18 protein-coding genes are annotated in these 20,958 nt (G+C 72.9%); 6 read left to right on the forward strand and 12 right to left on the reverse strand.

Going from position 1 to position 20,958, the window contains the following annotated elements; genetic code table 11:
* Positions 1-17: 17 nt before the first annotated feature.
* Complete coding sequence (locus AC156L_RS24715; RefSeq protein ID WP_330879118.1) at positions 18-3,008, reverse strand: TIM-barrel domain-containing protein; 2,991 nt, start codon at positions 3,006-3,008, stop codon at positions 18-20.
* Positions 3,009-3,747: 739 nt separating this feature from the next.
* A complete protein-coding gene (locus AC156L_RS24720) occupies positions 3,748-5,496 on the reverse strand; it encodes a sigma-70 family RNA polymerase sigma factor (protein ID WP_484407301.1) in 1,749 nt (582 codons plus the stop codon).
* A 115-nt stretch (positions 5,497-5,611) separates the two neighbouring features.
* Here AC156L_RS24720 and AC156L_RS24725 point away from each other — a divergent pair, with 115 nt between their 5' ends.
* Entirely contained in the window at positions 5,612-6,436 is an 825-nt protein-coding gene (locus AC156L_RS24725; RefSeq protein WP_330879120.1) for an aminoglycoside phosphotransferase family protein, read from the forward strand.
* Positions 6,437-6,459: 23 nt separating this feature from the next.
* On the opposite strand, the gene AC156L_RS24730 is transcribed toward AC156L_RS24725, so the two are convergent.
* From AC156L_RS24730 to AC156L_RS24745, 4 genes are all read right to left on the reverse strand, one after another.
* A complete protein-coding gene (locus tag AC156L_RS24730; RefSeq protein ID WP_330879121.1) occupies positions 6,460-7,401 on the reverse strand; it encodes a pyridoxal-phosphate dependent enzyme in 942 nt (313 codons plus the stop codon).
* Between the two features lie 326 nt (positions 7,402-7,727).
* Positions 7,728-8,738: a MerR family transcriptional regulator gene (locus AC156L_RS24735; RefSeq protein ID WP_330879122.1), complete on the reverse strand. Its 1,011-nt coding sequence runs from the start codon at positions 8,736-8,738 to the stop codon at positions 7,728-7,730.
* A 671-nt stretch (positions 8,739-9,409) separates the two neighbouring features.
* The gene (locus AC156L_RS24740; protein WP_414720038.1) at positions 9,410-9,778 is read right to left on the reverse strand and encodes an Hsp20/alpha crystallin family protein; all 369 of its coding nucleotides are present in this window, start codon (positions 9,776-9,778) and stop codon (positions 9,410-9,412) included.
* A 239-nt stretch (positions 9,779-10,017) separates the two neighbouring features.
* On the reverse strand, positions 10,018-11,238 hold the full coding sequence (locus AC156L_RS24745; protein WP_330879124.1) for a cytochrome P450: 1,221 nt from the start codon (positions 11,236-11,238) through the stop codon (positions 10,018-10,020).
* A gap of 185 nt (positions 11,239-11,423) precedes the next feature.
* Between AC156L_RS24745 and AC156L_RS24750 the strand changes: the two genes are divergently transcribed.
* Positions 11,424-12,056: a TetR/AcrR family transcriptional regulator gene (locus AC156L_RS24750; RefSeq protein WP_330879125.1), complete on the forward strand. Its 633-nt coding sequence runs from the start codon at positions 11,424-11,426 to the stop codon at positions 12,054-12,056.
* A 66-nt stretch (positions 12,057-12,122) separates the two neighbouring features.
* The gene (locus AC156L_RS24755; RefSeq protein ID WP_330879126.1) at positions 12,123-12,419 is read left to right on the forward strand and encodes a zinc-ribbon domain-containing protein; all 297 of its coding nucleotides are present in this window, start codon (positions 12,123-12,125) and stop codon (positions 12,417-12,419) included.
* A gap of 24 nt (positions 12,420-12,443) precedes the next feature.
* Here AC156L_RS24755 and AC156L_RS24760 read toward each other — a convergent pair whose 3' ends face one another.
* Complete coding sequence (locus AC156L_RS24760; protein WP_330879127.1) at positions 12,444-13,052, reverse strand: TetR/AcrR family transcriptional regulator; 609 nt, start codon at positions 13,050-13,052, stop codon at positions 12,444-12,446.
* Positions 13,053-13,184: 132 nt separating this feature from the next.
* On the opposite strand from AC156L_RS24760, the gene AC156L_RS24765 reads away from it, so the two are divergent.
* Positions 13,185-14,558 carry a carotenoid oxygenase family protein gene (locus AC156L_RS24765; RefSeq protein ID WP_330879128.1) on the forward strand — a complete coding sequence of 458 codons (1,374 nt, stop codon included), beginning with the start codon at positions 13,185-13,187 and terminating at the stop codon, positions 14,556-14,558.
* Here AC156L_RS24765 and AC156L_RS24770 read toward each other — a convergent pair.
* Positions 14,555-15,031, reverse strand: a complete 477-nt coding sequence (locus AC156L_RS24770) for a hypothetical protein (protein ID WP_330879129.1) — start codon at positions 15,029-15,031, stop codon at positions 14,555-14,557. The genes AC156L_RS24765 and AC156L_RS24770 overlap by 4 nt on opposite strands.
* 100 nt (positions 15,032-15,131) lie before the next feature.
* Here AC156L_RS24770 and AC156L_RS24775 point away from each other — a divergent pair, with 100 nt between their 5' ends.
* Entirely contained in the window at positions 15,132-15,731 is a 600-nt protein-coding gene (locus AC156L_RS24775; RefSeq protein ID WP_330879130.1) for a TetR/AcrR family transcriptional regulator, read from the forward strand.
* Between the two features lie 66 nt (positions 15,732-15,797).
* On the opposite strand, the gene AC156L_RS24780 is transcribed toward AC156L_RS24775, so the two are convergent.
* Positions 15,798-16,253 carry a YybH family protein gene (locus tag AC156L_RS24780; RefSeq protein WP_330879131.1) on the reverse strand — a complete coding sequence of 152 codons (456 nt, stop codon included), beginning with the start codon at positions 16,251-16,253 and terminating at the stop codon, positions 15,798-15,800.
* 99 nt (positions 16,254-16,352) lie between these two features.
* Between AC156L_RS24780 and AC156L_RS24785 the strand changes: the two genes are divergently transcribed.
* The gene (locus tag AC156L_RS24785; protein WP_330879132.1) at positions 16,353-17,012 is read left to right on the forward strand and encodes a TetR/AcrR family transcriptional regulator; all 660 of its coding nucleotides are present in this window, start codon (positions 16,353-16,355) and stop codon (positions 17,010-17,012) included.
* Between the two features lie 19 nt (positions 17,013-17,031).
* Here the strand turns inward: AC156L_RS24785 and rph are convergent, their stop codons facing one another.
* The 3 genes from rph to AC156L_RS24800 all read right to left on the reverse strand — a co-directional run.
* The gene (gene rph / locus AC156L_RS24790) at positions 17,032-19,662 is read right to left on the reverse strand and encodes a rifamycin-inactivating phosphotransferase (RefSeq protein WP_330879133.1); all 2,631 of its coding nucleotides are present in this window, start codon (positions 19,660-19,662) and stop codon (positions 17,032-17,034) included.
* Positions 19,663-19,975: 313 nt separating this feature from the next.
* Entirely contained in the window at positions 19,976-20,686 is a 711-nt protein-coding gene (locus AC156L_RS24795) for a class I SAM-dependent methyltransferase (protein ID WP_330879134.1), read from the reverse strand.
* A 63-nt stretch (positions 20,687-20,749) separates the two neighbouring features.
* Positions 20,750-20,958, reverse strand: a 209-nt coding sequence (locus AC156L_RS24800; RefSeq protein WP_484407303.1) for a TetR/AcrR family transcriptional regulator, incomplete at its 5' end; no start/stop codon positions are given.

A 20,958-nucleotide genomic window follows, 5' to 3' on the forward strand; every position in this document is an offset into this window, starting at 1 on the left:
ACGATCAAGAATGGGCCTCAGTCGACGACCAGGCAGTCCAGGTTCCCGCCGCTCGCACCGGTGGCGGTGGCGCGGACCGTGATCGCGCTCCCCGCCGGGAGCGCGGCGGTCAGCCGGGCGGTGGCCCACGTCGTCCAGGCTCCCGTGGGGGCGAAGGGCAGCGTGCCGACGACCGTGCCGCCGACCGAGACCCGCAACGGCCGGTCGGTGGTACCGCCGTTGGCGTACCGGAAGCCGAGCGCGCGGGTCCCGGCCGAGGGCACGGCGATCGTCCACTCCACGAAGTCGTCGGTGGCGCCGGTGAAGTCGACGTAGCCGTTGCCCGTGTACCCGGCGTGCCGCGACCCGATCACCGCACCGCCGAGGGCGGCGTCCTCGGCCCCGTGCACGGTCCTGCCCGACGGCGTCGGGAACGCGGTTCCGCTCGGTTCCACGACCGCCGCGGCACCACCGCCGGTCACCACGGCGATCGTGGGCGTCACGACCGAGAGGACCTTCCTCGCGGGGTCCCAGACCTGGCCGCTGCCGTTGAGCACGGCCGCCGCCTCGCCGGTGAACGCGGGCAGCGCGGCGCCGCCGCGCACGCGCATCCCCACGGGCGCTGCCAGGCCGTGGAAGCGGACCACGTAGCGGCGCTCGGTCGGCGCGCCCCGGTAGGTGCCCACCGGGTGGTCGACCACGACCCGCCTCGCCGAGTCGGTGTAGGTCAGCGCGGTGGTGCTCGCCGCGGAGCCGACGCGGAACTCCTCGGTCACGCCGTCGTCCTCGTGCACGGCGAACGACCCGTCCCCGCCCGCGTAGACGTCCACCTCCAGGTGGGTCCGGTCGAGGAAAGCGGTGCTCTGCGCGTACCGGTACCGGGGCAGGACGCTCCCCGCCCTGACGTACATGACGATCTCGCCGGTCCGGGTGGTGTGGGCCTTGTCCGCCGTGTCGGAGCCCGCGGTCCTGGCGTCGGACCAGAAGTCGTACCAGGTCGTGCCCGCGGGCAGCCACACGTTCTGGACCGCGCCGTCCACGTCGGTGGTGACGGGCATGACGAGGATCGACGGACCCCACATGTACTGGAGGTCGTGGGAGTAGGCGTTGCCGTTGTGCTGGTGGTCGATCACCATCGCCCTGGCCATCGGCATCCCGGTCGCGTGCGCGGCGTGGGCGATGGAGTAGACGTAGGGCAGCAGCGTGTAGCGCACCCGGCTGTACTTCAGGAAGTCGGCCTGCACCGCGGCGCCCTGGTCGATGGGCCAGCGGGACGCGGCCCGCCCCAGCACCGCGGTGTCGCCCGTCGAGTGCGGCCGCCAGATCGGGGACGTGCTGGCCCAGGCCGCCACCCAGTTGCGGTACAGCGCGTCGGACAGCACGCCGCCGAAGAAGCCGCCCGCGTCGATGTTGGAGTACGGGAAGCCGCCGAGGCCCGCGTTCTGCATGCCCCGGATCTGCTCCCGCATCTCCGAGTAGGTCGAGTCGATGTCGCCGGTCCAGAGGTGGCCGTAGCGCTGCTGGCCCGCGGTGGCGCCTCGGGTGAACGTCCAGGGGCGCTTGGCGGTGCCGACGTAGCGGTCCCAGCCCTCCTGGCCGACGCCCTTCTGGAAGTGCAGGAAGTACGCGTTGCGCAGCTCGGCCCAGCGCTGGCCGTTGGCGGCGAGCGCGTTGTGCGGGATGGGTCCCATCTCGTCCGGCTCGTCCAGCCACAGCGCGTCGCCGGGGAAGCCCAGCGCCGGGTCGAGCGCCTTGGTCCAGAAGACGCGCCACACCCACGCGCGGGTCGCCGGGTTGCTCCAGTCCGGGACCGCGTCGTTGTCGCTCACGCCGGTCAGGTCGGCCGGGGCGAAGCTGTAGCCCGGTGGGGGACCGGGGATCCAGCCCGCCATCTCGTTGGAGTTGTTGCGGTTGTAGTCCAGCGTGGTGAGCACGCCGTTCTCGGTGGCCCAGCGCTTGAAGCCCGCGGGATCGGGCCACCGCACCGGGCTGAACTCGAACCAGGACCCGCTCCAGTTCCCGGAGCCCGCGCGCCAGCGGTTGTCGTGCACCTGCACGTCCAGGGGGAAGCCCGCGTCGCGCAGCGCGGTGATCCTGGTGGTCCACCAGTTCTGGTCGCTGACGCTCGGGAAGTTCTTGTCCGACAGCTGCAACCCGAAGACGCCGATCCGCGGGAAGCGCGGCCTGCCGGTCAGGCGGGTGTAGCGGTCGAGGAGGGCGGCGAACCCAGGGCCCTCGATGACGAAGAAGTCGATCTGCGGTCGGACGCCGGACGTGTCGTGGCCGTCGGCGGAGAACTCGTACCTGCCGCTCGCGCCGAAGCTGAACGTCGTGTCGAAGGTGGTGTTGACGAAGACCGCGTACCCCCTGGACGACAGGTAGAGCGGCACGATCGCGGGCGCCTGGTCCGAGTGGTCGCCGCGCGCGCCGTAGTTGTGCGACACGACCTCCCCGGTCCGGTCGACCCCAGGGGCCCGTCCGTAGAGGCCGTGGCCGCCCTTGACGAAGCGCTCGCCGCTCGCCGCGGGCGTGAAGGCCTGGGTGACCACGCTGCCGTTCCAGCTCATGCTCCGCGTGGCGTCCTCGCCCGCCAGCAGGCTGTTGTCGCTCGTGCGGCGGTACTCCAGGCGCAGGGGGTTCTTCCGCAGGACGATCGTGATGCCGTCGGCCGCGCCGGTCGTGATCGTGAGGCCGGCGCCCTCGTCGACGACCCGCAGGCTGCCGGTCATGCCCGCGTGGTTCGCGGGGTCGACCATCTCGTAGCGGTCGTCGGCGAAGAAGGTCTCACCGCCGCGCACGGCCCGCACCCGGACGACGTGGTCGCCGTAGGCGGTGATGGCGAGGTGCTGCCCGGTCGTGCTGGTCGTCGTCACCGTGCGGCCGTCGGTGCTGTGGCCGCCGTAGTCCGCCAGCGTCTCGACGGCCCGCGCCGACGCGGTCGGGGCGGGCACCCGCGCACCCGCGGCCGCACCGACCGCGATGCCCGCCGCCCTGAGGAAGTCGCGCCGCGTGGGCTTCCTGGAGGACATCCGCTTCTCCTTGTCGTCCGGACTGGATGTCGGGAGGCGGGGCGGGGACGGCCGACTCCTCCAACGCTTACGGCAGCACCCGGACGTTGTCAACAGAAAGCAACAGGATCAGACATTTTTCGACAGGGTCCGTCGGGGTGGCGTCCACCCGGCCTGCGGCACGATCACCCGAACGGCGATCACCGACGAGCGGTTGGGCCGGCGGCACGGGGTTCCCGCGGACGTCGCGGAGGAGTTGGCGGGGCCGCTGAGGCCCTGCGTCCTGCTGGTGAGGCACGGGGACCTGCCGGAGGGTTCCCTCGTCCTCCACGTCCCCGCGGGCGTGCCGACCGGGGAGCGTCGGCCGTCGGAGGGCGCGGTGGTGCGCGAGCCGCACGCGCTGTACCCGTTGCCGGGGCTGACCATCGACCACGGCCGGCGCGGCGCCCCCGCGGTGCGGGCGTTCCTGGACGGCGGCGAGCCGCTGGACGGCTTCGCGGCCGCGGTCCTGGGCAAAGTCCACAACGGACGGTCGCCCTCCGTCGTCGCGCGGGTGGGCGGGTTCTCCGACCAGCGGCGGGACCCGCCGGACCAGGACGGGCCGGTGCTCCTCGCCCAGGTGTCCGGCAACGGCGTCGACCACGGCCTGTTCACCCCGAACCTCGTCGTCGGCACCCGCGAGGACATCGCCGCCGGGCGCTGGGAGGACCTCCGGTGGGAGCGGCAGTGCCGAACCGGTCCACTGTGGACCGTTTGGGGCCTACTTCTTCGGCGTGATGGTGACGGGCACCTCGACGACCAGCGGGACGTCGGAGTCCGTGGTGGCGGTGATCGTGCCGTTCTGGGCCTTCGGGCCCGCGAGCAGCCGGAAGACGAACGTCACCGAGTCGCCCGGCGCGAGGTCCTGCTCCGCCGTGCAGACCACCGTGACCTTGCCCGCCGGGCAGCCGACGGTCTGCGTGGCGCCGTCGAGGCCGACGAGCCTCCTGCCCCGGAGGTTGTTGCCCGGCCCCACGACCTTGAGGTCGTCGGGCAGCGACAGCGTCATCGTCGTGGGCGGCGCCGGTGCGGAACCGGTGTTGCGGATGGTGATGGGGAAGTCGGTGGGCGGTCCGCCGGTGGACGTGGTGAACCCGGCGGGCGCGCTCGGCGCGAGGGTGGGCGCCGCGGGTGGGGCCGTGCCCGGTGGCGCGACAGCCGTGCCCGCCGGTCCGACGGCGCTCGACTCGCCCGTCGACGTACCCGGCGATGACGACGAGGTGGTGCCGGTGGGCGCGGACGAGGTGGTCTGCTGCCCGGCGGCCTCCGTCGTCCGGGCGGTGGTGGCCGACACGGGGGCCTGGGCGACGGTCGTGGCCTCGGCCGGGCCCTCCGGGCTCTCCAGCCCCGAGCCGATGGTGATCGCGAGCAGCGCCGTCGAGGCGACCGCGCCGATCCAGTGCGGCGTCGAGGCTCCGGTGCTCGCGACGAGCGACGTGACCGCGTTCGCCTTGCCCGCTCCGGCGGCCAGGTAGCCGGTGGTGCCGACGCCGAGCACCAGCGGCGCGACGACGGCGCGCAGCGCGCCGTTGACGTCGGCCAGTTCGGCCGTCAGCGCCCGGCAGGCGGCGCAGTCGTCCAGGTGCGCCTCGACCTGGGCGGTCTCGCGCTTGGACAGGCCGCCGCGGGTCCAGGCGCCCAGCTTGGCCGCCGTCGCCCGGCAGCGTTCGGAGGGGTTCACCGCCACGTGCGCCTGGAGGTAGGCCTTCCGCAGGGCCTCGCGGGCCCGGTAGGCCATCGCGGAGACGCCGTTGGGGGTCAGGCCGAGCAGAGGCGCGACCTGCGCCGGGGTCTGGCCCTCGATCTCGGTGTGCCACAGCACGGTCTGCCAGTTCTCGGGCAGGCTCGCGAACGCCCTGGCGGCCAGCGACCGGTCCAGCCGCGCCACCGCCGTGTCGTGGAACGGCAGGCTGGTGGTGGCGGCGACGCCCGAGACGGCTTCCACGTCGTCGGCCAGTTCGAGCCTGCGGTCCCGCCTCGCCTTGTCGTAGGCCGTGTGGCGCAACGAGGTCAGCAGGTACGCCCGGAAGGACGAATCGGGGCCGCCGCCCCCGCACAGCACGGAGAGGACCTTGGCGAACGCGTCCGCCACCAGGTCGTCGGCCTCGATCGGCGACCTGGCCAGCTGGCGGGCCAGGTTGTGGGCGGCGTGGACGTGGCGTGCGTAGAGCTGGCCGTAGGCCTGGATCTTCCCGCCCCGCACCGAGTCGATCAGCTCCGCGTCCGAGGTCAGGCTCACGGGGCGCGAGGGCCGTTCCACCGGTTCGCCCGGCCTGCCGTCCGCCTCGCGGCCCCTGGGGCGGGTGTTCGGCGCGGGGCGTTCCCGTGGCGGGCGCTGGGGAGCGCGGACCGTGTCGTCGAGGTCGGGAGGTGGGCCGCCGGCGAGAGCCCGGTCGAGTTCGGCGCGCATGACCGCCGCGTCGCCGTCCTGCCACCGCTGTAGGTCGTCCTCGTCCAGGCGCCCGATCACCGGCCGCCCCCTTCCGATGCCGTGTGGGAGGGGCGACCTTATCCACAACGGTGTTCGTGCTCTCAAGGAGGTACGGTGGCCGGACGATCGTGCTGCTGGGGAGGGCTTCGCGGCGATGCGGACAGCGGATGCCTCGCGTGCGGTGGCCGCGGCCACCTCGATCGCGCGGTCGCTCGGCCTCGCGGTCGACGAAACGATCGTTCTGCACGACTCCAACAAGCTCACCGTGCGCCTGCTGCCGTGCGACGTCCTGGCCAGGGTGGCGCCCGCGGACCAGCAGGTCGCCCGGTTCGAGGTCGACCTCGCCCTGCGGTTGCGCGAATCCGGGAGCCCGGTGGCAGCGCTGGAGCGGCCGCACGTCCACGAGCACGGCGGTTTCGCGGTCACGCTGTGGACCTACTACGAACCCGTGCCGCACCGGGGGGTCTCGCCCGCCGACTACGCCGCCGCGCTCGAACGGCTGCACGCGGGGATGCGCGGGCTCGACCTCCCCGCGCCGCACTTCTCGGAACGGGTCGGGCAGGCGCGGCGGATCGTGGCCGACCGCGACCGGTCCCCGGCGCTCACCGACGAGGAGCGGGGACTGCTCGGCGGCGCGCTGCGCGACCTGGGCCGGGTGGTCGTCGAGCACGGCGGTGCCGACCAGGTGCTGCACGGCGAACCGCACCCCGGCAACGTGATCAGCACGGCGGGCGGGCCGCTGTTCGTGGACCTGGAGACGTGCTGCCGGGGCCCGGTCGAGTTCGACCTCGCCCACGCTCCCGAGGAGGTCGGCGAGCACTACCCCGGCGTCGACCGGGAGCTGCTGCGCGCGTGCCGGACCCTCGTGCTGGCGATCGCCACGGCGTGGCGCTGGGACCGCGACGACCGGTTCCCCGACGGGCCCGAGCTGGGCGTGCGGTGGCTCGGGCAGGTCAGGGAAGCGCTTGCCCGTGGTTGATCCGTCGCATGTGGACGGTGGGGCTAGGCGAGCAGGTCGCGGAAGCGCTCGACGCTGATGTTGCCGCCGGACAGGACCACGCCGACGCGACCGGACAGGGTGCCCCCGAGCAGCGCGGCGAGCGACGTCGCGCCGCTCGGTTCGAGCACGACCTTGAGCCGTTCGAACGCGAACCGCATCGCCGCGCGGATCTCGTCGTCGCCGACCAGCACGACGTCGTCGACCAGGCGCTGGTTCACCGCGAACGTCAGCTCGCCGGGGATCTCGGTGGCCTGCCCGTCGGCGATGGTGCGCGGGACGGGGATGCGCACGCGCTCGCCGCTCCGCAGCGAGAGCTGGGTGTCGTTGGCCCGCTCGGGTTCGACGCCGACGATCCGGGTCTTCGGGTGGAGGTGGCTGGTGGCGGTCGCGCAGCCCGCCATCAGCCCGCCGCCGCCGATCGGGACGAGCAGGACGTCCAGCGGGCCGGTCTCCTCCAGCAGTTCGAGCGCGACGGTGCCCTGCCCCGCCATGACGTGGGGGTGGTCGTAGGGCGGGATGAGGGTCAGGCCGCGGTCCTCCGCGAGCTGGTCGCCCAGCGCCACCCGGTCGCCGGTGTAGCGGTCGTAGGTGATGACCTCGGCGCCGTAGCCGCGGGTGGCGTCCACCTTGGAGGCCGGGGTGTCCTCGGGCATCAGGATGACGGCCTTCGTGCCCCTGAGCCGCGCCGCCAGGGCGACCGCCTGGGCGTGGTTGCCGGAGGAGTACGCGGCGACGCCGGTGGCGAGCTGCGCGGGCGTCAGCCGGGAGAGCGCGTTGTAGGCGCCGCGGAACTTGAAGGCGCCGACGCGCTGGAAGTTCTCCGCCTTGAGGAACGCGGTCGTGCCGGTGTCCCGGTCGAGGGTGGAGGAGGTCAGGACGGGGGTCCGGAGCGCGACACCGTCGATCCGTTCGGCGGCGCCCCTGATGGCTTCGAGGTCGAGCATGGTCTCGACCTTATACATTTGGTCCAGGATTGGATAGTTTGTCTCGCCGGTCAGCCGGGCACGTCCACGCGCTGGGTGCCGATGACCGGCGGCGGCCGCAGGGCCGCGACACCGAGACCGAGATGATGGACACCCTGGTGGCGCACCCGCCCGGACTGCCCGAGCCGCTGGTCGCGGGGACGCCGCTGGGCCGGGGCGCCGACCCGGCCGGGGCGCCGAGGCGGCGGCGTGGCTGCTCGGCGACCGCGCGTCGTTCGTGTCCGGGACCGTGCTGCGCGTCGACGGGGCGCCCGCGCCTGACGGGCGGCCCGCCCGTCTCGGTGGCACTAGGGGGTCGGTTCCACGGCCCCCATGGCGTCGGCGATCCACGTGTAGGGGATGTCGTGGCCGTCGGCGCTCGGGGTCCCGTTGATCCGCGCCACCAGCGCCAGGTAGCGGCCGTGGGTGTCGTCGTAGACGGGGCCGCCGGACGCGGCGTCCTCCTCGGCCATCCGGCGCACGATCTCGGGGATCTGCCGGTACCCGTCGGCCATCCGGTCGCGGGCCTCGGCCGTGAGCGGCCTGCCGGACAGCGCGGTCACCGCCTCCAGGAAGCGCGTGGCGGCGTGCTGGGCCCACGGCGACCGGGGTGGCTCCCCGGCGCGGTGGGCCGCGAGGAGTTCCTCCATGAGCGAGGCCCCGGTCACGTGCACGAAGTCCTGGAACGGCTCGCTCGTCACGGTCCTGGCCTCCGGCGTGGAGTAGGTGTCCCGCAGGTAGGTGCGCACGGCGTCGCGGAACGCCTGGTCGGACACCAGGTCGGCCAGCTCGATCCACGCCTCCAGCTGTGCGGCGGTGGGGTCCGACGGCAGGACGGGGCGGTTCGCCCGCAACCGGTCCACGAAGCCCTCGGCCACGTCCAGGCCCTCGCTGACGTCGTTCCAGAAGTCGTCGACCGCCTGCTCGCGCTCCTCGTCGGTCATCGAGACCAGCTTGTGCATCAGGTCGGCCTGCGCGGTCGTGCCGCCCTGCTTGATCAGGGTCCTGAGCACGGCCCGCTTGGCGCGCAGGGTGCGCTCCTGGCGCTCGACGACCTCCAGGTGCGTGGTGAGCAGGTCGTGCAGGGTGACGCCGCCCTCGATCAGGCGGCGGACGTCGTCGAGGGCGGTGTCGAGGTCGCGCAGCGTCCGGACGAGTTCCAGCCGGGCGATGGCGTGGATGTCGTACATCCGGTGACCGGACCCGTTGAGGTGCGTGGGCTCGATGAGCCCGGCGTCGGCGTAGAACCGGACCGCGCTCACGCTCAGGCCGCTGCGGCGCGCGGCGTCTCCGATGGAGTACAGCTCGTGGTCGTTCACGGGGACCACCCTGGTACCTCAACCGGCTTGAGGCGCAAGCCGGTTCCGCCGCTAGTGAGCGCTGCTATGCACTGGTAGTCAGCGGTGCCGTGTACTGCCACCAAGTACCGCAGAGTAGTGGGGTGTCCGACGGGTGAGCAGGGGGGAGGCACGACGACGGCAGGCGCGTCCTCGACCGCGGTGGCGTGGACCGGCGTGGTGCCGGTCGACGGTGCCCGGCCCCACGACCGGATCGACGAGGTCGACGTCGAGCGCATGCGGGCGCTGTGGCGGCGGCTGGGCTGGCTGGTGACGCTGCTGCGCCCGGTCGGCCTGGCCCCGCGGATGTCCGCCGAGCAGGTGGCCGACAGCGGTATCGAGGTGGGCGAGATCGCCCGCGAGCGCGCGCTGGGGCCGGTGCTGGACGGGATCGTCGTGCCGACGCGGTGCGTGAACGCCTCGGGCTCGTCGCTCGGGAGCAAGGGCGACGAGCAGGAGCGCATCCGCGCGAGCCCTGGCGGGGTGGTCGGGCGCAACCCGAACATCAGGATCAGCGCGAAGGTCCCGAGCAACCGCGGTGCGGTTCCGCGCAAGGATTTCCGGGCTGTGGCGGCGGCGGTGCGCGAGGTGGCGGCGCTGGACCGGGTGGCTCGTTGGCGGTGGGGTTCGGCCGGTGGCCCGCTGGGGGCGGGTCACCGGCCTCGGTGGGTGCCGTCGACGGGGACGCGGATGACGATGACGCCGTCGTCGAGCCAGGCGTCGATGCGGTGCGCCCCGACGTTCACCGGCAGGGTCGCGCAGCAGTGGAAGTCGTGCGGGGGAAGGGTTCGGCGGATCGTGATGCCGACGCGTTCGCGTTCGACGAGTCCGCCGTCGGGGCGCACGTCGTGGTTGCGGACGTCCACGAGCAGGTCCTCCCGGCGCACGCCGGTCATCGACGTGGTGATCAGGTAGGCGTTCCTGGTCACCACGACGTCCACGGTCGACGGGAACCCGTCGGCCACGCTGATGTCCCACTCGGTTCCCGAGGTGCGGCCGAACCACTTCCACCACGTGTCCATCTGGGTCACCGGGTCCAGCCGCCGTCCGGGACGCGGTGGGACAGGAGGAACGCACTGCCTGACAGCCAGCCGGTCGCCCACGACCTCACCCGCATTCGTCTGTTTTCGCGCCGCTCTAGGGGGAATAGCCAGACTGGGCGGATCCAAGCTGGTCCGAACGGGTGGACATCCACCTCGGAGGGTTTCGATCGCGTGACCGCGGCTCGTCGGGCGCCGACCCGGTGCCGGTGTCGGACCGGCTACCAGGTGACCGGCAGCGAGTAGAGGCCGTAGATCGCCGCCTCGTCCTTGAACGGCAACCGCTCCAGCGGCTCGGCGACGGCGAGGTCGGGGATGCGGCGGAACAGGGTGTCGATGACGATCTGGAGCTCCATGCGGGCCAGGTTCTGGCCGAGGCACTGGTGCGCGCCGAAACCGAACGCGACGTGGTGCCGGGCGCCGCGCTCGACGTCCAGGCTGTCGGGGTTCTCGAAGGCCTCCGGGTCGCGGTTGGCGGCGAAGCTGAGGCCGAGCACGCCCTCGTTCGCCCGGATGGTGACCCCGCCCAGTTCCAGGTCCTCGGTCGCCACCCGCGCGGTGACGGCGTCGACGATGGTGAAGTACCGCAGCAGTTCCTCCACCGCGGGCAGCGTCTTCGTCGGGTCGGCCTTGACGAGCGCGAGCTGGTCGGGGTTCTCCAGCAGCGCCACCGTGCCGAGCGAGATCATGTTCGCGGTGGTCTCGTGCCCGGCGACCAGGAGGAGGAAGGCCATGGCCACCAACGCCTCGTGCCGGTAGGTGCCCTCCGCGCGGCCCTTGGTGATCTGCCTGCCGAGGAGGTCGTCCTCGCTGGGATCCTTCTCCTTCACCGCGATCAGGTCGCTGAGGTAGCCCTCGATGGCCTGGAGCGCGGCGTGCCGGTCCTCGGCGGCGCTCAGCCGGTTGACCATCGTCGCGGTGTGCTCCTGGAAGAACTCGTGGTCGCTGTAGGGCACCCCGAGCAGTTCGCAGATCACCAGCGAGGGCACGGGGAGGGAGAGTTCCTCCACCAGGTTCGCGGGCTTGGGCCCGGCCAGGATCGCGTCGATCCGCTCGTCGACGATCTCCTGGATGCGCGGGCGCAGCGCCTCCATGCGGCGGACGGTGAACTCGCCGAGCACCGCGCGCCTGGCGGGTCCGTGCTCGGGCGTGTCCATGGAGATGAGGGACTTCTCGGCCTTGTCGTCGTCCGGCCGGATCCGCCCGCCGGTGGTCATCACCGGGAAGTTCGGGTTCGTCCGGTCCGAGCTGAACCGCGGGTCGGACAGCATCGCCCGGACGTCCTCGTGGCGCGTGACCGCCCAGGCCCACTTCCCGTCGGGCAGGTGGACCCTCGCGATCGGCTCCTGCTCGCGGATCTCGCGGTACTCCTTGGGCGGGGAGAACGGGCACTCCCTCGACAGGGGGAACTGTTCGGGCCGGATCTGGAGCGCTTCCGTCATGGCGATCTCCTCCTGTGGAACCGTCAGTAAGCGGAGGATTACCTTCCGCTTGATTTCCACGCTAGCGAAGCGGACGAAAACCGTCCACCTGCTTCGGGGTGAAGCTCCCCCGATTTCCGGTACGCCCGGTTGTGATCACCCCGTGCGAGAATCGGGCCCCGATTCGAGCGGAGAGGCGCGGTGACATGGCAGTCGACCCCGGTGCACCGCTGCGCGCCGACGCCAGGCGCAACCGCGACCAGATCATCGCCGCCGCCCGGACGATCTTCGTCGCCCAGGGGCCGCAGGCGCCGATGGAGGAGATCGCGCGCTCGGCGGGCGTCGGCGTCGGCACGCTCTACCGGAGGTTCCCCGACCGCGAGACGCTGATCCGCGAGGTCGCCCTGGACAGCTTCACCCGTGCGCTGACCGAGGCGCGGGCCTGCATCGACGAGGAGCCGACGTCCTGGGACGCGCTCGTCCGGTTCGTGCGGTACTCGCGGGAGCTCCGGCTCAGCGTCCACCTCGCCATGATCTCCGAGCAGGCGGGCGCGATCATCCGGGGCGACCCGACGACCGAGCGGTTCCGCCGCGTCCTGCTCTCCGACCTCGACCGGATGGTCACGGGTGCCCAGGAGGAGGGGCAGGTGCGGCCCGACGTCGGCACCGGGGACGTGGCGATGCTGATCGTGCTCCTCACGCGGCAGCTCCCGAAGAGGGTCGACGGGGTCGAGGGCGCGGCCGAGCGCTGCATGGCGCTGATGCTCGACGGGCTGCGCCCCCGCCCCGACCCCTCCCTGCCCGGCCACAAGCTCACCTGCGACGACCTCTTCGGCTGAGGGGATTGCCGCGGCCCGGCGCTGGGTAGGCTGGGGGCCGGGTCGGACGAGTCGAGGGAGTACGACGTGGTGATCTTCGGCTTTCGGACCAAGGTCTTCGTCCTGGCGGTGCTGACGCTGCTCTGCCCGAGGTGCGGCAACCCGGTGGCGCACCCGCTGCACAAGGCGGTCACGAAGTTCACGCTGTTCTTCGTCCCGCTGTTCCCGGTCAAGACCAGGTACAGCACGCAGTGCACGTTCTGCGGTCTGGCGAACCGCGTGGCCGGGGAGGACGCGACCCGGCTGCTCCAGCAGGCGAACGGGTCGTTCGGGGGGCGGCCCCAGGACGTGCGGCAGTCCCAGCAGTACCCGCCCCGGACCTGATCGCGGGCCCCGCGCCGGGCGGGCTCAGGGCGCGTCGACGATCCGCGCGATCCGCCGCGTGATCTCGTGGACGGACTGGCGCAGCGCGGGCCACGGGAACCCGGTCATGGTCGTCCTGGTCATGACGAGGCCGTTGAGCGCGGCCAGCAGGTAGGCGCCGTCCTCCGCCGGGTCCGTGCTGGCCGACCGGCCCGCGGCGACGCAGGACTGGACCACCGCGACGAGCCTGTCGAACGTCCGGTGGCCCGCGTCGTTGGACGCGTCGTCGATCCGGGTGAACATGAGCAGGTGGCGGCCGGGGAACTCGATGCCCCTGGCCACGATCGTCTCCGCGCGCAGGTGGAGGGCGTCGACGGGATCGGTGATCCCCTCCGCCGCCGCGTCGCAGGCGTCGAGCAGTTGTTCGAACGCGCGGGTCCGCAATTCGCTGTGCAGGTGCGTGACGTCGCGGAAGTGACCGTACAGCGCGGGTGCCGTGATACCCGCCCGCGCGGCGACCGCGCGCAGCGTCACGGCCTCGACCGCGCCCTCCTCGTGCAGGACCTCGAACGCCGCCACCAGCGTTTCCTCTCGCAGCCGCCCTCCCTCGCCCGGCTTGTTCCGGCGGCGCCGCGGCGTGTCCTGGCTCGTCACCGGAGGAACTATACGGCCGTTTACCAGCGGTGACAACTGAGCGTTCTTCCGCTGAAGAACTGGTTCTATACAGGTGTTTAGTTCGACGGTACGTTCGGTCCGGTCAATCCCGACGTGAGAAGGAGTTGGACGATGACGGCCGATCTGCGACCCGCCTACCTCAGCGGTGGTTTCGCCCCCGTTCCGGACGAGGCGGACGCCGTCGACCTCGACGTGTCGGGCCACCTGCCCGCCGAACTGGCCGGGCGCTACCTCCGCAACGGCCCCAACCCGCTGCCCGGAACCGACCCCGGCCACAACTTCGCCGGGCAGGGGATGCTGCACGGCGTCCGGATCGTCGACGGGCGGGCGACGTGGTACCGCAACCGGTGGGTGCGCACGCCGCTGGCGGACGGCGCGCGTCCCGACCGGACCGATCCGCTGAGCGCGCTGACGTGCACCACGGCCAACACGAGCGTGATCCACCACGCGGGCAGGATCCTCACGCTGGTGGAGAACGGCGTGCCGTGGGAGGTCACCGAGGACCTCGACACCGTCGGCCCCTGGGACTTCCACGGGAAGCTGCGCACCGCCATGACCGCGCACCCGAAGGTCGACCCGGCGACCGGTGACCTGTACCTGTTCGGCGTGGGCCTCCAGCCGCCCCACCTGACGTTCCACCACGTCACGGCCGCGGGTGACCTCGTGCGCAGCACCCCGATCACCGTGCCGCGGCCGACGATGATGCACGACTTCGCGATCACCGAGAACCACGTCGTGTGGCTGGACCTCCCCGTCGTGTTCGACCAGGGGCTGCGCTCCCGGCCGGGGATCCCGTTCCGCTGGTCGGACGCCCACGGCGCGCGGATCGGGGTGATGCCCCGCGACGGCGGCGACGCCGACGTGCGGTGGATCGACGTCGAGCCGGGCTACGCCTTCCACGTGGCGAACGCGAAGGAGGCCGCGCCGGGACGGATCGTGGTCGAGGCCGTCCGCTACACCCCGGCCACGTTCGACCGGATCTGGACCGGTCTCGGCGGGGTCTCCTCGCCGTCGGCGGTGGTGGCGGGATCCGGGGCCAACCTCTACCGCTGGACGCTCGACGTCGCCGCGGGGACGGCGGGCGAGGAGGCGGTGGACGACCTGGACGTGGAGTTCCCCACGATCAACGACGACCGCACCGGGCTCGCGAGCGACACCGTGTACGCCGTCACCGCCCCGCTGATGATCGACGACAGGAACAAGCCCGCGATCATCAAGTACGACACCGTCCGCGGCACGCGTGACACGTGGGTCTTCGACCCGTCGTGGATCCCCGGCGAGGCCGAGTTCGTCCCGGCGCGGGGGGCCACCCGCGAGGACGACGGGTGGTTGCTCTCGATCGTGGCCCACCGGACGGCCGACGCGGCGAGCCTCGTCGTGCTCGACGCGAGCGACGTGGCCGCCGGTCCGGTCGCGACCGTCCACCTGCCCCGCCGGGTGCCGCTCGGGTTCCACGGCGGCTGGATCCCCGACGCCGGACGCTAGGGGGCGCAGACCCGGTCGGCCGCGGTTCTCGGCGTGGCCGCCAGGTAGTCGAGCAGGGTGCGCACGAACCACTCCGGGGCCTCCTCCGCCGCGAAGTGGCCGGTGGGGGCGACGAGCCCGGTGAGGTCGTCGGCGTGGGGCCGCAGGGCCTCGGTGGTGCCGTCCGCCACGGAGTCCCTGTCCCCGATCGACGGGACCGGTGCGGTGGGGCGGCGCGTGGCGAGCGCCGCCCGGTTCTCCCGGCCGTCGTCGAGCAGGGTGCGGTAGTGCTCGAAGCCGCCGCGGAGCCGGTCCCGGCCCTCGTAGGCCTTGGCGTGGTAGGCGATGTCCTCGTCGCCGAACGTCGACGGCGTGCTCCTGGCGTCGAACGCCGACCGGAAGAACTCCTCCTGGTGGCCGTCGAGCAGCATCTCGGGGATGGCCGGGGTCATGGAGAACCCGAAGTGCCACGAGCCCCCCGCGGTGACGTCCATGTGGAGGACCCCTGGGTCCGATTGAACGGCGGGGCCCGCCGTTTGGCGTCCGCTACGATGTGGCGGGGCCCGCCAGTTGTCCAGGTTCGGAGAGGACGCCATGCCGGATCGTCAGCGCGCCGACGCGGTGCGCAACTACGCGCGCATCCTCTCCGTGGCCGAGCAGGAGGTCGCCGCCCACGGCGCGAACGCCTCGCTGGAGCAGATCGCCCGCACGGCCGGGGTCGGCTCGGCCACCGTGCGCAGGCACTTCCCCACCCGCCGCGCGCTGCTGGAAGCCGTGTCCCACACCCGCATCGACGCACTGGCCGCCCGCGCCCGCGAGCTGGCGGACGCCGGAGACAGCCGCACCGCCCTGCTGGACTGGATGGGCGAGGTCGTCGCCTACTGCGTCGACGCGAGGGGGTTGGCCGCCGCGCTGGCCTACGACGGTTCCGCGGTCGACTCCGTGCACGAGAACTCCTGCGCGGCGGCGCTGTCCGCGGCGGCGGAGCCCATGCTCGACCGAGCCGCGCGGGACGGCGCCGTGGCGCCGGACGTCACCGTGGCCGACCTGATCGCGCTGGCGGTAGGCATCACCATGGCCACCGAGCACCACCCCGACCCGACCGCCCAGGCGAACCGGCTGTTCCGGCTCGCGGTGGCGGGGCTGAGTCCGGGGCTCCCGCGCCGGACGGCCCCGGCCGACGAGGTCCGGTGAACGGGCGGATGACGTGATCGACGCGCCGGGTCGGCGCACCCGCGAGATCGTCGGGCGTACCCGCCGTCAGCTACCCCGTTCCCAGAGCGGCAGCCGGAAGGTCGCGTAGGTGAACTTGCCGGTGATGCGTCCCGCCGCGTCGAAGTGGAAGACGTCCAAGCCGTGCCACTGGATCCGGCCGCCGTGGCGCAGGCGGGCGAACCAGCGCAGCGGTGCCGTCGCGCGCTTGCCGTGCGCCCCCCTCAGGTCCAGCTTGCACGCCCACCTGATCGTCGCCCGGCCGCGGGTCTCGTCGATCACGGTGTCGTACACGTCGAACGTCATCGCGCCGTAGCGACCGGCGAACTGCGGCGCGAACTCCGCCCTGATCGCCGCGAGACCGCGCAGTTCGGGGCCGTGGCCCGGCAGGTAGCGCGCGTCCTCGGCGAAGAAGGACATGACCCGGTCGAGGTCGGGGGCCGGGTCGTTGAAGGCCGCGACGAAGTCGTCGACGGTCCGGCCGAGGTCGGTGCTGCTGGTCATGTGCCTGCCGTTCGGAGCGGGGGAGGGGATGGGCGAATGTTATTAGAACACCATCTCCTTAACAAGAGAACGTTGTTCCGTTAAGCTGGGGCTAGGGTGATGGCTGTCATGGGAGCGTCGTTCCAGCGGGCCAGGCGCCCGGAGCAGAAGAACCAGCGGCGCGAGACCATCCTCGCCATCGCGGGCGAGCTCGCACAGGACTCGGGCGTCGCCCAGGTCACCCTGGGCGACATCGCCGCCGCGGTCGGGCTGGCCAAGTCCAACGTGCTGCGCTACTTCGGCACCCGCGAGGAGATCTACCTCCAGCTGACGATGCGGGAGGGCTCGGAGTGGGCCGCCGCCGTCGGAGCCGCGCTGCACGGGGCGAGCGGCTTCGCCGCGACGGCGGACGCGCTGGCCGACGCCTACGCCGACCGGCCCCTGTACTGCGACCTCACCACCCACGCCGAGACGATGCTGGAGCACAACGTCTCGGTCGACGCCCTGCGCGTCTACAAGCTGTGGGCCATCGAGACCTACTTCGCGGTGGGCGGGCGGATCACCGCCGCCTGCCCGGAGCTGACCGCCACCGACGGCGCGTCGCTGGTCATGGCCTCCAGCGCGTTCGTCGCGAAGCTGTTCCCGCTGACCCGGCCCCCGGAGGCGCTGCGGCAGCTCTACGACCGCGAACCGGAGATCGCGCGGGTGTTCCCGCCGTTCCGGCCGACGCTGCGGCGGATGATCGCCGCCACCGCGGCCGGGCTGCCCGCCACGCACTGACGTGGCGGGCGCCGGTCGGTCACGGCTCGGCGAGGACCTCCACGTACCCGTCGGCCCCGTTCACCCGGATCCGCTGCCCGTCCCGGATCAGGCGCGTGGCGCCCTCCACCCCGACGACGGCGGGCAGGCCGTACTCCCGCGCGATCACCGCGCCGTGGGTCATCAGGCCCCCGACCTCGGTCACCAGGCCCGTGATCGCGACGAACAGCGGCGACCAGCTCGGGTCCGTGTGAGCGGTGACGAGGATGTCACCCGGTTCGACGTCGGCCTCCGCCATGTCCAGGACGACCCGTGCCCGCCCCTCGACGGTCCCGGCCGACACCGGCAGGCCGACCAGCGCGCCCGCGGGCAGGTCGTCCCGCCGGTACGCCCCGGTGACGGCCTCGCCGTCCGACGTGAGCACGCGGGGTGGCGTGAGCGCCCGGTAGGACCGGAACTCCTCCTCACGCAGGCGGATGAGCGCGTCGTCGACCCGGTTCGCGCGCACGGCGTCGTGGAACTCCTGCAACGTCAGGAAGAACACGTCCTCCGCCGCACCGAGCACACCCGCCCGCACCAGCCGCTCGGCCTCGCCGAGCAGCGCCCGCTTGTAGAGCGCGTAGCGGCTGACCATCACGTACTTGGGGTACTCGCGGTACCCGCTGAAGGTCCGGACGCGGTCGATCATCCGCTTGGTCTCCTCGGCCCTGCGCTCACCGCCGGGCAGGACCCGCAGGCGCTCCAGCACCTCCTGCTCCTTCTTCCACGCCTCCTGCCGCCCCTGCTCGAAGCGCCGCCCACCGGCGCCCTGCTCGAAGTTCCTGACGTTGGTGAGGAGCACGGGCAGCAGGGTGGTGGGCCGCTCGCCCCACCGCGGCCTGGTGATGTCGATCTCGCCGACGCACCGCATCCCGTACCGGCGCAGGTAGGCCGCGATGGCGTCCCGCGCCTGCGGCCCGCCGGGGAGCGCGGCCAGCCCGTCGAGGAAGTCGTCGTCGGTGGTGTCGTCCAGGAAGGCGACGACCTCCGGGTGCGGGCGGACCACGTCCGCGACGTCGAGGAGCGCCAGCCCCATCTCCGACGTGACGTTGTGCGGGACGGACTGGGTGAGCGTGTCGGCCGCGGTCTTCTCGCCCAGCCAGTCGCCCAGGTGCTCGGTGAGCCACGCCGTCGCCTGCATCGCCGCCACGATCACCTGGAGGCTCCGCGGTTCGAACACGGCCCCGCGCAGCTCCTGGAAGTCCTCCAGGATGAAGTCGAACAGCGCGGGCCCCGACCTCGTCCGGATCTCGCGCTCCGCCGCGGCGGTGGACGCCTCGCCGCGCTCGACGAGCTCGGTGACGAGGGCCGGATCGGTCTCGATCGTCGACGGCGTGGCGCCGGGGATCCGGGCGACGGCCTCGGAGTCCGGGAGCGACGGCACGAAGCCGTCGCGGTCGAGGACGGTCCGCAGCGCGTCCCCCATCAGCGGGTCGGACGTCCCCAGCGCGTCCAGGAGGTCGGCGCGGCTGGTGGGTGAGGCGAGGTCGCGGGTGACGTCGACGAACAGCCGACCACCCGCCACGGCCATCGGCCTCCGGGTCGTCAGCTGCCACACCGAGAGCCCGAGGGGCTTCATGGGGTCGGTCATCATCTGCTGGTGACCGACGGATACGTAGACGTGGTTCTGGTCGTCGTCGGTCTCGGGAACGGGGAACAGCGTCGTGATCGGTCGGCTCTGGACGATCTGGAAGTCGTCGTCGACCAGGCACCACTCGACGTCCTGGGGGCTGCCGAGGTGCGCCTCGATCCGCCTGCCGAGCCGCACCAGCCGCACGACCTGCTCGTCGGTCAGCGCGGGCCGTTCCCGCTGGTCGGGCTCGACCGCCCGCTCCCGCGTCCCGCCCGAGGGGACGCCGTGCAGGGCGACCGCCTTGGTGGCGATCGACCTGGAGACCACCTCGCCGTCCCGCACCCGGTAGGAGTCCGCGTTCACCAGACCGGAGACCAGCGCCTCGCCGAGGCCGAACACGGCCTCGACCGAGGCGACCTTCCGGTTGGACGTCACGGGGTCGGCCGTGAAGAGCACGCCCGACGCCAGCGGGACGACCATCCGCTGCACGACGACGGCCATGCGGACCTTCCGGTGGTCGAAACCGTTGCGCAGCCGGTAGGTCACGGCCCGCTCGGTGAACAGCGACGCCCAGCACCGGCTGACGTGCCGGAGGACCGCCTCCGGGCCCACGACGTTCAGGTACGTGTCCTGCTGGCCCGCGAAGGACGCCCCCGGCAGGTCCTCCGCCGTCGCGCTCGACCGGACCGCGCAGGCGGTGCCCTCGCCGAGCCCGGCCAGCGCGTCGGTGATCCCCGCCGCCAGGTCCTCCGGGACGACGACGCCCTCGACGATCCGCCGGACCTCCTCGCTGAGCGCCCGGATCCCGTCCCGGTCGTCCGGGGCCAGGTCTGCCAGCCGGTCCAGCCGCTCGCCGATCGAGGGCTCGCTCTCCACGACCCGCCGGAAGGCGTCCGTCGTCACGCAGAAGCCGGGCGGTACGCGCACCCCCTCGATCCGCGACAGCTCACCAAGGTGCGCCCCCTTGCCACCGCCGACCGCGACCCCCGTCCGGTCCAACTCCTCCAGACCGAGCACGTGCCCGCCCGTCCGATCGCCTTCGTCCGCCCCGTCGGGCATGTCCCGCTCCTCGTTCGCACCGCTGGTCCGCGGACTGTGGTTCAGTCCACCAGCCGGGACCTGTTTCCGCGGGTTCCGGCCGCGGGCGGAGAGTGTGCGGCACGAAGGGGGTCTTGCCGCAAGACCCCCTGTGCGCTATACGTTGGAGGTGGCGGGGAGCGGGTCGCTCCTCGCCGTCGTCGTTCCCGGCCCACGCCTACCCGGCGTGCGGGACGTCGAGGTGCACCGTCCGGACCAGCACGGCGTCGCCCAGCGCGCACGCGCGGCCTGCCCACCCACGAGGACGCGTGCGGGCGGCCCGGCCGGTCGCGCGTCAGCGGCGGACGGACGCGACGAAGCCGACGGCGGGCAGCGTGCCCGCGGCGATCCGGCGTTCCTCGGCGCGGCGCACGGCGTCGAGGACGCCGGGGACGGCGGTGACCTGCTCCGTCCACGCGCCGCCGCGGCCGTTGAGCAAGCGCCACAGCACGGGCGTGGCCGCGGTGGTCGGGTCCGATCCCACGCGGTCGAGCGCGGCCAGCACGGCCGACCCGGTGTGGAGGGAGTCGTGGCCGGTGACCCAGTCGTCGAGCAGGTCACCGGAGGGGGCGTCGGCGTCGAGCAGGCCCGCGGCGACCAGCAGGGCGCGGTTGTCGTAGAGGAAGTCGGCCGCCGCGCGGTCCACGCGCTCCCAGGCGAACTCCTCGACCACGACCCGCCCGTCCGGGGCGAGCAGCGAGGCGGCGTGGGCGAGGACGCCGTCCAGGTCCTCGGCGTGGTGCAGTGATCGGGTGAACAGCACGACGTCGTGCTCGCCGGAGACGTCGAGCACGTCGGCGTGGATCACCGGCACACCGCGCGCACCCGCCGCGGCGGCCACCTCGGCGTCGCGGTCGACACCGGTGACCCGGTAGCCCAGCTCCGCCAGCGCGGCGGCCAGCGCGCCCCGCCCGCAGCCCGCCTCCAGGATCCGCGCCGGGGGAGCGGGCAGCAGCGGCGTCAGGTGGGCGAGGGAGTGGGGAACGGCGGCGGTGGTCATGTCCATCCGGCCAACCCTAGGGCGGCGGCGCGGGCCGGGCGACGGGATTGCGGAGTGCCGGGCCGCCCGTCACGACCTGCCGAGCAGCACGTCCGCCACCTGGTCGAAGTAGGGCGACACCTCGGCCGCGGTGGTGGTCGACAGCGCCTCGCCGCGCACGACCGAGCGGACCACGCTGATCCCCAGCAGCCACGCGCTGAACAGCTCCGCGCGGAGGTCGGCGTCGGGTCCGTCCACCAGTTTCCGCAGGTTGGCCACGTAGGTGTCGCACACGTGCT

Source organism: Umezawaea sp., from assembly GCF_057122925.1.

Coding starts and splice junctions, on each gene's coding strand:
- AC156L_RS24770 (WP_330879129.1), bottom strand. CDS start 15,031: ATGGACGTCACCGCGGGGGGCTCGTGGCACTTCGGGTTCTCCATGACC.
- AC156L_RS24785 (WP_330879132.1), top strand. CDS start 16,353: ATGGCTGTCATGGGAGCGTCGTTCCAGCGGGCCAGGCGCCCGGAGCAG.
- AC156L_RS24740 (WP_414720038.1), bottom strand. CDS start 9,778: ATGGACACGTGGTGGAAGTGGTTCGGCCGCACCTCGGGAACCGAGTGG.
- AC156L_RS24765 (WP_330879128.1), top strand. CDS start 13,185: ATGACGGCCGATCTGCGACCCGCCTACCTCAGCGGTGGTTTCGCCCCC.
- rph (WP_330879133.1), bottom strand. CDS start 19,662: ATGCCCGACGGGGCGGACGAAGGCGATCGGACGGGCGGGCACGTGCTC.
- AC156L_RS24750 (WP_330879125.1), top strand. CDS start 11,424: ATGGCAGTCGACCCCGGTGCACCGCTGCGCGCCGACGCCAGGCGCAAC.
- AC156L_RS24715 (WP_330879118.1), bottom strand. CDS start 3,008: ATGTCCTCCAGGAAGCCCACGCGGCGCGACTTCCTCAGGGCGGCGGGC.
- AC156L_RS24775 (WP_330879130.1), top strand. CDS start 15,132: ATGCCGGATCGTCAGCGCGCCGACGCGGTGCGCAACTACGCGCGCATC.
- AC156L_RS24725 (WP_330879120.1), top strand. CDS start 5,612: ATGCGGACAGCGGATGCCTCGCGTGCGGTGGCCGCGGCCACCTCGATC.
- AC156L_RS24730 (WP_330879121.1), bottom strand. CDS start 7,401: ATGCTCGACCTCGAAGCCATCAGGGGCGCCGCCGAACGGATCGACGGT.
- AC156L_RS24745 (WP_330879124.1), bottom strand. CDS start 11,238: ATGACGGAAGCGCTCCAGATCCGGCCCGAACAGTTCCCCCTGTCGAGG.
- AC156L_RS24780 (WP_330879131.1), bottom strand. CDS start 16,253: ATGACCAGCAGCACCGACCTCGGCCGGACCGTCGACGACTTCGTCGCG.
- AC156L_RS24795 (WP_330879134.1), bottom strand. CDS start 20,686: ATGGACATGACCACCGCCGCCGTTCCCCACTCCCTCGCCCACCTGACG.